At 42.2% G+C, this 14,692-nt stretch carries 12 protein-coding genes and 1 pseudogene; 4 read left to right on the top strand and 9 right to left on the bottom strand.

Features of this window, described 5'->3' with window-relative positions; genetic code table 11:
- Positions 1-130: 130 nt before the first annotated feature.
- The 3 genes and pseudogenes from AAEY97_RS17770 to AAEY97_RS17760 all read right to left on the bottom strand — a co-directional run bounded on the left by AAEY97_RS17770 (position 131) and on the right by AAEY97_RS17760 (position 4,070).
- A complete protein-coding gene (locus AAEY97_RS17770; protein WP_351000481.1) occupies positions 131-1,447 on the bottom strand; it encodes an anaerobic C4-dicarboxylate transporter in 1,317 nt (438 codons plus the stop codon).
- A 222-nt stretch (positions 1,448-1,669) separates the two neighbouring features.
- Positions 1,670-2,877: pseudogene (locus tag AAEY97_RS17765) on the bottom strand (winged helix-turn-helix domain-containing protein).
- 329 nt (positions 2,878-3,206) lie between these two features.
- The gene (locus AAEY97_RS17760) at positions 3,207-4,070 is read right to left on the bottom strand and encodes a YicC/YloC family endoribonuclease (protein ID WP_162024101.1); all 864 of its coding nucleotides are present in this window, start codon (positions 4,068-4,070) and stop codon (positions 3,207-3,209) included.
- Between the two features lie 177 nt (positions 4,071-4,247).
- Here AAEY97_RS17760 and rph point away from each other — a divergent pair, with 177 nt between their 5' ends.
- Both rph and pyrE read left to right on the top strand, forming a co-directional pair.
- A complete protein-coding gene (rph, locus tag AAEY97_RS17755) occupies positions 4,248-4,961 on the top strand; it encodes a ribonuclease PH (RefSeq protein ID WP_011639245.1) in 714 nt (237 codons plus the stop codon).
- 72 nt (positions 4,962-5,033) lie between these two features.
- Complete coding sequence (gene pyrE, locus AAEY97_RS17750) at positions 5,034-5,675, top strand: orotate phosphoribosyltransferase (protein WP_101088525.1); 642 nt, start codon at positions 5,034-5,036, stop codon at positions 5,673-5,675.
- Positions 5,676-5,759: 84 nt separating this feature from the next.
- Here pyrE and folE read toward each other — a convergent pair whose 3' ends face one another.
- The 6 genes from folE to coaBC form a co-directional block, all read right to left on the bottom strand.
- A complete protein-coding gene (folE, locus tag AAEY97_RS17745) occupies positions 5,760-6,410 on the bottom strand; it encodes a GTP cyclohydrolase I FolE (RefSeq protein ID WP_101088524.1) in 651 nt (216 codons plus the stop codon).
- A 178-nt stretch (positions 6,411-6,588) separates the two neighbouring features.
- Positions 6,589-8,565 (bottom strand): alpha/beta hydrolase family protein, encoded by a 1,977-nt coding sequence (locus AAEY97_RS17740; RefSeq protein WP_351000476.1) that lies wholly within the window; start codon positions 8,563-8,565, stop codon positions 6,589-6,591.
- 452 nt (positions 8,566-9,017) lie between these two features.
- Entirely contained in the window at positions 9,018-10,970 is a 1,953-nt protein-coding gene (locus AAEY97_RS17735) for an alpha/beta hydrolase family protein (protein ID WP_351000517.1), read from the bottom strand.
- 168 nt (positions 10,971-11,138) lie between these two features.
- A complete protein-coding gene (gene slmA / locus AAEY97_RS17730) occupies positions 11,139-11,732 on the bottom strand; it encodes a nucleoid occlusion factor SlmA (protein WP_011639240.1) in 594 nt (197 codons plus the stop codon).
- A 35-nt stretch (positions 11,733-11,767) separates the two neighbouring features.
- A complete protein-coding gene (gene dut, locus AAEY97_RS17725) occupies positions 11,768-12,226 on the bottom strand; it encodes a dUTP diphosphatase (protein ID WP_351000473.1) in 459 nt (152 codons plus the stop codon).
- The gene (gene coaBC / locus AAEY97_RS17720) at positions 12,223-13,419 is read right to left on the bottom strand and encodes a bifunctional phosphopantothenoylcysteine decarboxylase/phosphopantothenate--cysteine ligase CoaBC (protein WP_351000514.1); all 1,197 of its coding nucleotides are present in this window, start codon (positions 13,417-13,419) and stop codon (positions 12,223-12,225) included. The genes dut and coaBC overlap by 4 nt, the downstream gene beginning before the upstream one ends.
- 235 nt (positions 13,420-13,654) lie before the next feature.
- On the opposite strand from coaBC, the gene radC reads away from it, so the two are divergent.
- Positions 13,655-14,332, top strand: a complete 678-nt coding sequence (radC, locus tag AAEY97_RS17715; RefSeq protein WP_101088520.1) for a RadC family protein — start codon at positions 13,655-13,657, stop codon at positions 14,330-14,332.
- A 121-nt stretch (positions 14,333-14,453) separates the two neighbouring features.
- Entirely contained in the window at positions 14,454-14,690 is a 237-nt protein-coding gene (gene rpmB / locus AAEY97_RS17710) for a 50S ribosomal protein L28 (RefSeq protein ID WP_011639236.1), read from the top strand.
- The last annotated feature ends 2 nt before the right edge of the window (positions 14,691-14,692 follow it).

Here is a 14,692-nt window from a genome sequence, read left to right as displayed (position 1 = left end):
TCAATGATTAAAAACAAAAATGGCAGCCACGTTGGCTGCCATTGTTATTGATGCGAGTGACTTGTTTTAGTCAATTCACTAGCGGTTTATCACTTTAGTTCTTGGCTCAAAGCCAAATTACAAGCTAGGGCTAGTTAATCGCCATTGATATAAAGTAACCCACAAATGTTGCGGTTACTACGCCAATAAAGCCTGGAATAATAAAGCTGTGGTTGAGTACGTATTTACCAATGTGGGTGGTGCCGGTTCTATCAAAACTAATTGCGGCTAAATCGCTTGGGTAGAATGGGAAGAAGAAATAGGCATAACACGCTGGCAGTACACCAATTAATACTGGAGCTGGGATGCCGAGTGAATACCCCAATGGCAACATAATGGTTAATACCGCAGCCTGACTTTTTAAGAAGATAGACGACACAAACATCGCGATAGCAAATGTCCATGGATACACGCTGACAATGTCGCTTACCGCACTCACTAAATAGGTTTTATGGTGCTCAATAATGGTGTCACTCATCCATGCGATACCAAAAATGATAATGACCGCAGTCATACCGGCGGTAAACACGTTACTGGTGACAATTTTTTTCGGTGAGATATTGGTGGCGAGTAATATTACTCCACCGACTGACAACATCATAAATTGAATCGCTACCGACATGCTGACGCCAGCAGGTAGTATTTGCTTACTAAACATCGCCACCATGATAACGGCAAATATACCCAGTAAAAATACTGTTAAGCCTTTCTTTGCTGTCGATTCGGCCTGGGGTGTTTGCACCTCATCTGCTTTGGGGTCGGTTAATGCTTCACGAAACTCATCATCTGTTAAACGTGCCTGAAACTCTTCATCTTCATCTAAATCTTTACCGCGCTTTAAGCTCCAGGTACACGCTACTAGTAAGCCTGTTAGTGTGGCGGGAATGGTCACCATGAGTACATCAAGTAAGTTAATATCTAGATTATTATCAACGGCAGTGGCAAGCACTACTGCGGCAGCAGCAGCAATTGGGCTGGCAGTAATACCCATTTGTGATGCTACAGTTGCCATGGCTAATGGACGTTCTGGGCGGATGCCTTTTTTGTACGCCACATCGTAAATTACAGGAAGAAGGGGATAAACAGAATGACCCGTACCAACCAGAACGGTTAATGAATAGGTACATAGCGGGCCTAAAAAGACGATATGCTCAGGATGTTTACGTAATAGTTTTTCAGCAAACTTTACTAACAGCTTTAAGCCGCCAGTGGCCTCTAACGTCGCCGAAGCCGCCACTACGGCTAGAATAATTAACATTACACTGATAGGTGGCGCTCCTGGTGCAACGCCAAATACAAATGCGAGTACCGAAACACCTAACCCGCCCAATAAACCAAAGGCGATACCGCCATGGCGAATACCAACAAATATCACCGCTAATAACAGCAGCATGTGTATATAAAACATCGTGTTTTCTCCCCGCGTAGGTTTTTATGTAGGTTGTTATTATTTTTAGCCTTTTGAAGGTATCCCACTACATCTTTGGGGTTAGTGACGTAACTCAAGCTATTGAATTGGGTGTGATAATAAATGTTTAAAACGTGAACAACATTACATACCGCTGCATATATTGTGTTGCGTCACTTTTGTAGGGGAGGGGGAACTGTATTCGAAGTACAGAGTATGCAGTTAACTACCCTGTTGACTTGCTTTGAGTAACATTTTGGCAATCGTTTTATCGTTACATTGTATTAGCTGCCAACGCTGGCAGTTGTTGAATGTGCAGTAGTGATTAATGGCCTCGATTAACGCAGAAACAAAATGTGTTTTGTCATTTAATTCATCATGTTGGTTCGTCAATATTTGCGTTTCAATGTGCAGGTTTTGCAGTAACAAACATTGGTTTTTACGGTCGGCTTTTACATCCACGCGGCCAACAAAACCGTCACGCCATAGAATGGGCAGTGAATAATAGCCGAATTGGCGTTTAGCCTCAGGCACATACACTTCTATTTGATAATCAAACCCAAACCATTGCCTAAGCTTTTGGCGTTGAATGACTAAATTATCAAACGGATTAAGTAGCCAGACTTTATTGGGAATAGCAGTGGGTAAGGTGAGCGTAGGTTGGTAGAAGTAAACGTGTTGTGTATTGGCGCTGGGGTCGGTAAAGCTGGCGATATCACCTTGTTCGCACAGTTGCGCTAATGTTTGGCTGAGTAGAGGTTTAAGGCCTTTGCGTAAATATTGTATTTGCTGCAAATTACCAAAACCATGCGCCGATAAATAACGCTGAATCAAGTGTTGGGCAAATTCTGTATCGCTAGGCACTGTGGTGTCGGTATGCTTGGGTAGTACTCGCTCGGTTAAGTCGTACACTTTTTGAAACTTGTCGCGCCTAGCAACCATTAACTCGCCTTGCATAAACAACTGCTCAAGCGCTTTTTTAGCCGGTTTCCAGTCCCACCAAGTGCCATTTTTAGTGTCTGATTCATGGGTGAACTGACTGGCTTTTAATGGACCTTCGGCACTAATACGGGCTTTAACTTCACGCATGACTTTATGTTCTGGTTCAAACCAATGCTTACCACCTTGTTGTAATTGCTGTTTGCGGTACAGGCTAAAACGGTAGTCTTCAATAGGCAGATAAGCAGCCGCATGGGACCAGTACTCAAACACGGTTTTATCGCTCATTGCTGCATCTAACATGGTGGCAGAATATTCGGGTAGACGACTGTGTAATACATGATGATGCGCGCGTTCAACCACATTAATAGAGTCAATTTGCACATAACTTAATTGCTGGACAAGTTTTGGCAATGACTCCAAAGGCTGTAATAAACCTTCTGCTGCATATTGAGTTGGAGCCACTGTTTAGCTGAGTAGGGATTGGTCATTAAGCGCCCTATATTGAATGAGTAAACAAATTAAAACACGAGGATAAGTGCCATTGTAGGTCGAATTTTATAGTAGTGTACATCCCGCTGTTTATGATAGGTCTCTATAAATGACGGCGAGAGAATGTTGATATTTTCACACGCTTTAGCGTGTAAATCTCGCCTTAACGGTTATAGCGCATAAATTGTATTTTAACGGTTGCAGCGTGTAAGCCTGAGCTGTTTACTCATTAACATATTCAGCATTGGCTGAAAAATCCAAACCTAAAATCCAAAAAATTAAGCCCAGCAAATGCTGGGCTTAATGTTACTACGTCCAAGCTTTAAGCTTACTCGACGTTTTGGATCTGCTCGCGCATTTGCTCAATCAGTACTTTTAGCTCAACTGCAGCTGAAGTGATTTCTGCGCTGATTGATTTTGAGGCTAGGGTGTTTGATTCACGGTTAAACTCTTGCATCATAAAGTCTAGACGGCGGCCTTCGCTGCCACCTTTTTTTAGGATACGACGAGCTTCAGCTACGTGAGCTTCAAGGCGGTCCATTTCTTCGGCAACATCTTGCTTTTGCGCTAATAACACCATTTCTTGCTCGATACGGGCAGGGTCTAATTCACCAGCAATATCGGCTAAGCGGTTAGTTAATTTGTCGCGTTGATACTGCATTACCGTTGGCATGTGTTCACGCACAACCTTCACTTGCTCCATTACGCCGTCTAAACGGGTCAGTAGCATGTCTTTAATCGCTTCACCTTCACGGCCACGCGCTTCGATAAACTGATCGATAGCACTGTCGAACGCGATCATTAAATCGGCACCTACGCTATCCATATCTTGCTCTGCTGCGGATAGAACGCCAGGCCAACGCAGTATATCTGTTAGGCTGAGTTCGCCTTGTCCTGCCTCTTGTTTTAACCAGTTTGCTGCACTTAATAGCTGTTTGGCTAAATCTTGATTCAGTTGTAATTCATTACTGCTGTTGTCGGCGAGTTCATAACGTAAATTAACTTCGATTTTGCCGCGGTTAAGGCGTTTACGTAAGCGGTCGCGTAAGACAGGTTCAAAGCTGCGAAACTGCTCAGGTAGGCGCAGGTAGGTTTCTAAGTAGCGCTGGTTGACTGAACGGATTTCCCATGAGGCGGTGCCCCATTGTGCTTTGTGCTCGATACGAGCGTAGGCTGTCATGCTTTGGATCATGAAGTGTCCTGTTATGTTATTTACGCGAATGTGAGTTGATTATAGCCGTTTTAGCGGATGGGATTAAAGGATTAGTCGATAGATTTGTGGCTTATCGCTGCTTACCATGGCATCTAACGGCGTGAAGCTCTATAATATGGGCTCAAATATGATATGAATTCGACTACAGGACTTTTCATGCGCCCAAGTAACCGTACACCAGCTCAAACTCGCCCTATCACTATTACGCGTTCTTTTACTGCACATGCTGAAGGCTCTGTTTTAGTTGAGTTTGGCGACACAAAAGTATTATGTACAGCAAGTTTCACTGAAGGCGTTCCACGTTTTCTTAAAGGCCAAGGCCAAGGTTGGGTAACTGCTGAATACGGTATGTTACCGCGTTCAACTCACAGCCGCATGGACCGTGAAGCGGCTCGTGGTAAGCAGTCTGGCCGTACTCAAGAAATTCAACGTTTAATTGGCCGTGCATTACGTGCAGCTGTAGACATGAAGTTGTTAGGTGAAAACACTATCGTTATCGATTGTGATGTGATTCAAGCCGATGGCGGTACGCGTACTGCGGCTATTACTGGTGCTTGTGTGGCGTTAGTTGATGCGCTTAACTGGGCTCGCGGTAAAGGCATTATTAAAGCTAACCCACTTAAGTTTTTAATTGCTGCTGTGAGTGTTGGTATTTACAAAGGCGAAGCGATCAGTGATTTAGAATATATTGAAGACAGCGCTGCTGAAACTGACATGAACGTTGTGATGACAGAAACCGGTAAGATTATTGAAATTCAAGGAACTGCAGAAGGCGAACCATTTAGCCATGAAGAGTTGCTTGAGTTGTTAGTGTTAGCTAAAAACAGTATTCGCGAAATTGTCGATGTGCAAAAAGCGGCTTTAAGTTAATATGCTGTCGAAAAATGAGGACCGATTACGGTCCTTTTTTTTAATCTAAAATTTGATGAAAGAGGAATAACCGTGAAAGCCTATCAACGCGAATTTATTGAGTTTGCTTTAGCCCGCCAAGTATTACGTTTTGGTGAGTTTACCCTTAAATCTGGCCGTACGAGCCCGTACTTTTTCAATGCTGGATTGTTCAATACGGGTAAAGACTTAGCGCGTTTAGGCCGCTTTTATGCAGCAGCGTTAATGGACTCGGGCATTGAATTCGATTTGTTATTTGGCCCAGCGTATAAAGGTATTCCGATTGCGACCACGACAGCTGTTGCCTTGTGCGATCATCACGATGTGGATATTCCTTACTGCTTTAACCGTAAAGAAGCCAAAACCCACGGTGAAGGTGGCAGTTTGGTGGGCAGCGAGTTAAAAGGCAAAGTGATGCTGGTGGACGATGTGATCACCGCAGGTACCGCTATTCGCGAATCGATGGAAATTATTAATGCCCACAATGCTCAACTTGCGGGTGTGTTGATTGCATTAGATCGCCAAGAGAAAGGCAAAGGCGAGTTGTCGGCGATTCAAGAAGTTGAACGCGATTTTGGTTGTCAAATTGTGTCGATTATTAAGCTTGCTGATTTAATCAGTTACTTGTCTGAAAAGCCGGGTATGGAAGCAGAACTTGCTTCGGTTAGCGCTTATCGTGAGCAATACGGCATTTAATCTTATTCAGATTTAAACAAAAATGCAGCCCCTATATTATGAAATTAGGTGGCTGCATTTTTATTTGCGTGTTATTTACACACATTATTTTACTTGGTGTAAAAACTCGGCGCGGGTGGCGGGGTTTGATTTAAAAATACCGCCAAGTGCTGTAGTGGTAGTTGAACTGGTTGAGTCCATGACACCGCGAGATTTAACGCAGTAATGTACCGCATCCATTTTTACCGCAACGTCTTTGGTTTCAAGTAGGGTTTGCAATGCCACTAACACTTGTTGGGTTAGGCGCTCTTGTACTTGTGGGCGCTGGGAAAAGAAGCGCACGATACGATTGATTTTAGACAAACCAATAATTTTTGTGCGTGGCAAATAGGCTACCGTTGCGAAGCCATCTATGGTCACTAGGTGGTGTTCGCAGGTGCTGGTAAGACTAATGTCTTGTACTCGCACCATTTCATCAACACCCATTTTGTTTTCGATAACCGTGATCTTAGGGAAGTTTTCGTAATCAAGCCCTGAGAAGATTTCATCGACATACATTTTTGCAATGCGGCGTGGAGTATCAGCCAAGCTGTCGTCGGTTAGGTCGAGTGACATTAAGGTCAAAATTTCACGCATATGATGTTCAATTTTGACTTTACGTTGTTCAGGCGTGGAAGTTTTTGGCAACATCGGGGTTTCTAGCCCACGGTCTTTTAGTGCTGCTTGTACTTTTATTGCGGCTTCACTGAGTGCCATATATCCTCCAACTACTCGATATCACTGTTTATATGAGTGTACGTTAATACCCACTTGGGCGCCCGCTAAGGGACGAGGAGAATAACGCGATTTGCGCTAAATTAATACTGTAGGTAACAAAAAAGCCGACCCCGTTAGTCGGGTATCGGCTTTTTGTGGTTAAACGCTTAAGCGATATCTACTTTACGTTTAGGTTCTCTTTGATGAACTTAAGCATTTTGTCATAATACTCAGCCCGATTTTCATCGTTGTAGAAGCCATGACCTTCATCGTCTAATATCATTTTTTCAAATGGATACTCATAAGCTTTCAGCTTTCTCTCTAGTGCTTCATATTGCTCAATTGGCGCTCGTTCATCTTCACCGCCATGTACAATTAATAGCTTAGCTTTTAGCTTGTCGATATTTTCTGATGGTGACATAGCTTTCAGGATAGCGGCATCTTGACCAAGTGCTTTTTTCAAATAACTTAAGCCCATCCGGCGATCTGAAACATCACCTTTATGGAACATTAATGCTAGATCATATACACCAGCAAAACCTACTGCGCATTTGAATAAATCAGGTGCAAGAATCGAACTCTGGAGTGCGCTGTATCCACCAAAACTACCACCGACAATACAGATACGATCTTTATCGACTATGCCTTGTTCAATGACATAGTTAGTGGCATCAATAATATCGTATTGTATTTCAGCACCCCATTTCTTATATCCGGAAAATTCAAAGTCATCTCCATAACCACCAGAGCCACGGAAATTGACTTGTAAAACAGCAATACCTTCTTTTGCAAGCATTTGGTTTTGTGGATCAAATTGCCACCAATCTCGAATGCCATGTGGACCACCATGGGGGTTTACCACTAGAGGTAAGTTTTTAGCGTCTTTGCCTTTTGGCAACGTCAGATAACCGTGAATAGTTTGTCCGTCTCGACTAGTAAATTTAATCGGCTTAACTTCAGCCATATCATCTGGTGTTAACCATTCTCTTGCTGAAACTAAATATCCAAGTTTCATTGTTTCAGCATCGAAAGTGTAATAATCGCCTGGATTGCGATCATTAAAGGCAAACACTATCCACTTATTACCATTGCGAGTTTGACTGACTAAATGCACTTGATGGCCGGGAAGGGCTACTATTAAATCTTTTAGAATTTTTGCTTGTTGATTGTCTGGATTAACAAAGGCATAAGTTGGGTATTCTGCTTCATATTCAACCGCATAAAGTTCTTTTGATACTTCACTAATCCAAAGCTGACTAGGATCGACTAATTCATCTTTTATTAGCGATTTCTTGTCACCGGTGGTGAGGTTAACAGTATAAATACCCAGTGTTTGGTTGTTAACTCGCCCCGCGGCATAGATTATGTTTGGATCCTTGGTAAATGCCACTGGAGTAAAATCGTCTAGACCGAGATTAAGCTGATCAATATTAATCCAGTCGCCTGATTTATAATAAAAAGATTGTTCAATATCGTCTTTGTTTGTACCTTTAACAAGCCTAACTTCGCCATCGTGATCAGTAATAAATTGTGAATAGCTAATAGGCGCGTAGGTAATTTTTCGGCGTGTGCCTCTATAGACATCAACTTTAAAAACAATATGAAGGTTATCTGCTGTTGAAGTACTTCCAGCCCCCCAAGGCAGCGCTTGGACAAGCATGTATCTGTCATCATCTTGTAAAGGATCTAAAATAAATGCTGTACCGCGGTAAGGAGTTTTTTTCTTAATACTTGAGCCAGTTTGCTGTTCGTTATTTTCGTAGCCAAAAAGATATTCAGCTTGAGAACCATCAGCGTTTACCGCCATTAATTCACCGTAATACTGAGGATGATCATCCCAACCCTTTAGGTACTCTTTTTCAAACACAATACGGTCATCGTTTACCCATACATAATTTCCGACTTGGGCATTAGTACCAAATTGAATCGCATGGACAATTTTTAACGTTTTTGCATCTAAAATAATTAAAATGCGCTTGTCGTCATTGATCGTTTTTGCGCTGATATAGTCGCCATTTGGTGAGTATTTTACATTGCTGTATTCAGACGATTTACTGAACAGTTTTGCTGTTGTTAGTGTGTCCGATGCAAAAGATGATGTTATTAAGGCAGGGCAAAGTAATAAAGCCAAAGCGATAAGCTTGGGTAGTTTCATTGTACATCCTTGTTTGTTGTGTTTTTGTTTTTATTGTTGCCTATTTGTTTCTGGTGCAATTTTAAAATAAAAGAGTATTTATTTCAATCAAAGAAAGATTAAGTTGTATCAGTATTTTTATTCAGAAGAAACAACATGTGAGGTATAAAATGCGCAGCATAAATACAGTCCGTGTAATTAATGTTAAAAATGTAACGGTATTGTATTTAATTCAAGTGGTCGGAGCAATACGTACTCATTATTTATTCATTGAGATGAGGTGGAAATATGGACGTATATTACGACTTCCAATTTATGTTGATACCCGTTTGGTTGGCCTCTTTGCGCGGTTGAATTTGCTTGAAAGTCATAACGCAGGTACAAAAAAAGCCGACCCCGTTTGCCGGGTATCGGCTTGTTGATATAATATTTTTTAGCTCATTAGCTCATTAGCTCATTAGCTCATTAGCTCATTACGATTTAATGTTTAGGTTCTTTTTAAGAAATAGAAGCATTTTTTCATAATATTGGGCACGATTGTCATCATTGTAGAAACCATGGCCTTCATCATCCATCACCAGTTTTTCATAGGGATAATCATGTGCTTTAAGGGCTTTTTCTAGTGATTCTAGTTGTTCAATGGGCGCTCGTTCATCGTCACCGCCATGCACTAGAAGCAAGTTTGCTTTCAGCTTATCTACATTTTCTGAGGGAGACATCGCCCTTAGTACTTCACTATTTTGACCTAAAACATTTTTAAGGTAACTAGTACCCGAAGCACTATTTGCAATATCTCCTTCATCGAACATCAGTTCTAAATTATAAATCCCTGCAAAACCGATAGCGCATTTGAACAGATCGGGTTCAAGTATTGCGCTTTGCAATGCACTATAACCACCAAAACTACCACCAGAAATACAGATACGGTTTTTATCTACATAACCTTGCTCAATGACATAATGAGTGGCATCGAGAATGTCATATTGTACTTCTGAACCCCATTTTTGGAATCCAGCTTGTTCAAAGTTTTGTCCAAAGCCACCTGAACCACGGAAATTGACTTGTAATACAGCCATCCCTTGATTTGCTAGCATTTGGTTTTGAGTATTAAACCCCCATTCATCTCTTACTCCATGCGGACCACCATGGGGATTGACTACAAGAGGGAGGTTTTTCGCTTCTTTATCATAAGGTAATGTTAAATAACCGCTAATTATTTTACCGTCTCGGCTGGTAAAACTAATTGGCTTCACTTCTGACATTCGCGCTGGGTCGAGCCATTTCTTGGCAGAGGCTAAGTGTTGGAGTGTGATGGCCTTGGTATCAAATATATAATAATCACCGGGATTTCGATCGTTAAATGCCACCACGATGAGTTTTTCTGAATGAAGAGTTTCGCTAACAATACGAACTTGATGGCCAGGTAATGATGCGAGCAACTGCTTTAGCAATTTTGAATGACTGTCTTCTGGATTGACGAAAGCGTAAGACGGATAACCATTTTCAAATTCAACTGCATAGAGTTTTTTGGTAGCTTGGTTTATCCAGTAATTACTGGGATCACTTTTGTCATCTTTAATAATTTGCGTTTTTTCACCTGTTTCTAGATTGATTTCATAAATCCCTAAGGTTTCGCCTTTTACCCGAGCCGCTGCATAAATACTGTTTTTATTTGCGGCAAAAGATATTGGGTAGAAATCATCCAAATTGAGTTTGAGGTTATCGGTGTTAAGCCATTCGCGGTCTTGACGATAAAATACTTTTGTTATGTTGTTTTCATCTTCGCCTGCAACAAAGCGTACTTCACCATCGTGATCGGTTAAAAATCGAGAGTAACCTATAGGCGAAGTGGTGACTTTTCTGCGGAACCCTTTGTATAAATCTACACGGTATACCGTTTGTGATAATTCATAGTTTAAAGAATTAGACTCATTCCATGGGATTGCATTGACGAGCATATAGCGGTCGTCATCGGGAAGGGGATCTAAAATAAATGCCGTTGCTCTTATGGGGGTATTTTTCTTTAGATGTGAACCAGTTTGTTGCTCGCCGCTATTAAAACCAAAAAGGTAAGTTGCTCTTGAGCCATCGGCATTAACAGCCATTAGCTCACCATAATACAGCGGTACGTCACTCCAACCTTTTAAATATTCTTTTTGCAGTACGATTCTTTCATTATTGACCCAAGCGTAATTACCTACTTGGGCATTGCCAGGGAAAAATATCGCGTGATGTATTTGTTTTGTTTTTGCATTTAATATTAGTAGCTTGTCTTTACCATTATGTTTGGTTATTGCACTAATATAATCGCCTGTTGGAGATATTTTTACATTGCTAAATTCAGCCCCTCGGCTAAATAGTCGTGCAGTAGAAAGGCTTTCTGCTGCAAATGCATGGGTGAATAGGCCACCACAGACAAGTAACATAATGGTTAGGTATTTGGTGAAAATCATGAGACATCCTTGTTTAATCGTTCGTTCTTACTTCGTTTTTATGTGGTATAAATATTCGATCTGATACGGTTTAAGGGTAAAGGAAGAGTCAGTAGCATTGGCAGTAAAAGGACCGAACTAGCATCCTTTATTGATGCGATATTAACTTCTTAGCAATTGCTGTTGAATAAACGTCCACTGTTCATCAAAGTGTTGTGTTGGCTTTTGTTTAAACTCACTGCGGACAAATTGTGAAATACGTCCTTCAGCAAAGGCTAGCAACAAGTTAGCTAAAATAGCTTCATCGATATTAAAGCCTACGCCTTCACGCAAGGTTTTTTCACGTAGAATTTGTTTGATGTGTGTTTCTATTTTGGCAAATAATACGTCAATTCTACTGCGTAAACGCTCGTTTTCACCTAGCAAGGCATCGCCATTAAGCACCCTTGAGATGCCTGGGTTACGTTCAGAAAATACTAATAGCAGGTGTAATACCAACTGGCAGCGGGTCATGGTGTCTTTTTCTTCGTCCATGATGATGTTTAAGCGTGATAAAATCGCATCTTCAATAAATTCGATTAAGCCTTCGAACATCCGCGCTTTACTGGGGAAGTGTCTATACAGAGCAGCTTCTGACACGCCCACTTCGGCGGCGAGCTTTGCTGTTGTTATACGTTGACCTGGGCTGGTTTCGAGCATTTGTGCTAAGCATTGTAAAATATGCTCACGACGATTTATTTTAGGGCTTTCAGCCATTATCTGTTCCTTGGCTCAGTGACTACTTGAAAAGGTTATTTGGTGCCTGAATGACCAAAACCGCCTTCTCCACGATCTGAGCTATTAAACTCATCCACTACGGTAAACGTTGCCTGTACAACGGGTACAAACATCAATTGGGCTAATCGATCGCCAATTTCGAGAGTAAATGGTTTATCACTTCTGTTCCAACATGACACCATTAACTGTCCTTGGTAATCGGAGTCAATTAAGCCGACTAGATTACCCAAAACAATGCCATGTTTATGGCCCATGCCTGAGCGCGGTAAAATCACAGCGGCAAGGCCTGGGTCTGCCACATGAATGGCGATACCTGTTGGAATCAATACAGTTTGACTTGGCTCAATGACCATTGCGGTGTCGATCATGGCACGTAAATCCATGCCTGCGCTACCGGGTGTCGCATAAGCTGGCAATGGGAATTCACTGCCTATACGTGAGTCGATAATTTTTAGTTCAATGGGTGTTTTCATGATTTTTTTAATTGTTTTTCTATCAATGTAAGTAATTGGCGCGCCAGTGTCAGCTTGTCTGTTGCGGGCAGTTGTTGGCTGCCGTCTTGCCAAAATACCTGTAGTGCATTGCTATCGGCATTAAAGCCTAAGCCTTGAATAGAAACATCATTGGCGGCAATCATATCAAGCTTTTTGCGTTGAAGTTTGCCACGGGCGTATTGCTCTACATCGTTGGTTTCTGCTGCAAAGCCTACAGTAAATGGACGAGGAGTGTGCTGAGCTACCGTGGCTAAGATATCAGGATTCCGCACTAGCGCAAGTTGCATTTGTTCAGCCGATTTTTTTATTTTTTGATCTGCAACGTCAGCAATTCGATAATCAGCTACTGCGGCGCAACCAATAAAAATATCATGTTGTTCAACCTGTTCCATCACAGCATCAAGCATTTGTTGTGCTGAACTCACATCAATGCGTGTAACACCTGCTGGGGTGGCTAGATTAACCGGACCTGAGACTAATGTGACGGTAGCGCCCATTTCCACAGCTGCTTGGGCTATAGAGAAACCCATTTTTCCTGAGCTGTGGTTGGAGATATAGCGCACTGGGTCAATCGCTTCACGCGTTGGCCCTGCGGTAATGAGTAACTGATGACCTTGTAATATCTTGGGGCCAAAAAATTGTATCAGTTGTTCTGCCATCACCACGGGTTCTTGCATTCTGCCAGGGCCGACTTCACCGCATGCTTGATTACCTGAGGCGGGTTGCCAAATGGTAAAGCCTTTACGGGCTAAATTAGCCATGTTTTCTTGGGTCGCAATATTTTGGTACATTTGCTGGTTCATTGCAGGGCAAACAATGACGGGGGCGCTGGTCGCTAAACAGGTTGTTGTTAACAAGTCATCTGCCATGCCGGCATTAATACGTGCCATTAAATTTGCCGTAGCAGGTGCAAGCAATACAACATCAGCCCAACGAGCGAGTTCGATATGACCCATAGCCGCCTCTGCTGCGGGATCGAGCAAATCTGAGGCTACTGGATGGCCTGAGAGCGCTTGTATGGTTAATGGGGTGATAAACTCCATCGCGCTCTGAGTCATGATGACACGCACGTCTGCGCCACGCTCTTTTAATCGGCGGATCAAGTCTGCACTTTTATATGCGGCAATACCGCCACCAATTCCGAGTAATACTTTTTTATTTGTCAGCATGATGCACATTATCCGACTCAAACCTAATTGCGGCTAACAATATCACAAACCTATGACAATTTGCGCAGATCCAATCTCAAAAATATCGACCATACTGTGTAATCAATTCGAACTCTATTTTTGAAAAAGACAACAATTCGTTATTGGTACTGTGCTTGCTGATTCTGTGTTGTTTTTGTTATTCAGAGTCGACTTAATGCGTTTAATGGCATTGCCACATTGAATATAAGGGACATTCATGGGAATTAAAGATTGGCCTCAAGGAGAAGGACCGCGAGAAAAATTATTGCTCAAAGGTGCAGGGCATCTTTCGGATGCAGAATTGCTTGCGGTGATATTACGTAATGGTCTGGCAGGGCAAAATGCGGTCGATTTAGCCCGAAACATGATTAATCAGTTTGGTGGTTTGCGCAGTTTACTGAGCGCACCTAAAAGCCAAGTATGTAAATTAGCCGGTGTTGGGCCGGTAAAATATGCTCAATTACAGGCTGCAGCGGAAATTTCTAAGCGAATTGCCCATGAAAATCTACAAAGAGGGCAAATTTTGACAAATCCTGATTTAACTCGGGACTATTTAATGAGACAATTGGCAGACCGATCCTATGAAGTGTTCGCCTTACTATTGTTGGATACCCAACATAGAGTCATTCAATTTGTAGAATTATTTCGTGGCACCATCGATTCTGCTTCTGTTTATCCTCGCGAGGTTGTAAGCCTTGTTTTGGAGAAAAAAGCGGCAGCGGTAATCGTGTGTCACAATCACCCGTCTGGCATTGCAGAGCCAAGTCAGGCTGATCGGCGAATAACTGAGCGAATAAAAAATGCATTGGCAACCATAGATGTTTCTTTGTTAGATCATATGGTTGTAGGTGATCAGGAGATAGTCTCCTTTGCCGAGCGTGGGTGGATTGTATAAACACTGCTTGATCTTCTATGGTCAATCGTGTATAAAATGCGCCCTCTTTGTGCCTCGGGCGACGGCCATACGAGGCACATTAATGCTCGAGCGTTAAAAATTTGTTTTGGAGAAGATTGACATGTCAAGAGTATGCCAAGTAACTGGCAAGAAGCCAATGGTTGGTAACAACCGTTCGCACGCAAAAAATTCGACTCGTCGTCGTTTTTTACCTAACCTACAAAACCACCGTTTTTGGTTAGAAGAAGAAAAGCGTTTCGTGCAATTACGTGTATCTACTAAAGGTATCCGTATTATCGACAAGAAAGGTATTGAAGTGATTGTTAAAGAACTTCGTGCCCGTGGCGAGAAGGTATAATA

The sequence above is a fragment of the Shewanella sp. TB7-MNA-CIBAN-0143 genome (assembly GCF_040310065.1).
GTDB lineage: Bacteria > Pseudomonadota > Gammaproteobacteria > Enterobacterales > Shewanellaceae > Shewanella.
The sequence above is the reverse complement of the archived record's forward strand: the minus strand, read 5'-3'. Positions and strand labels throughout refer to the sequence as shown.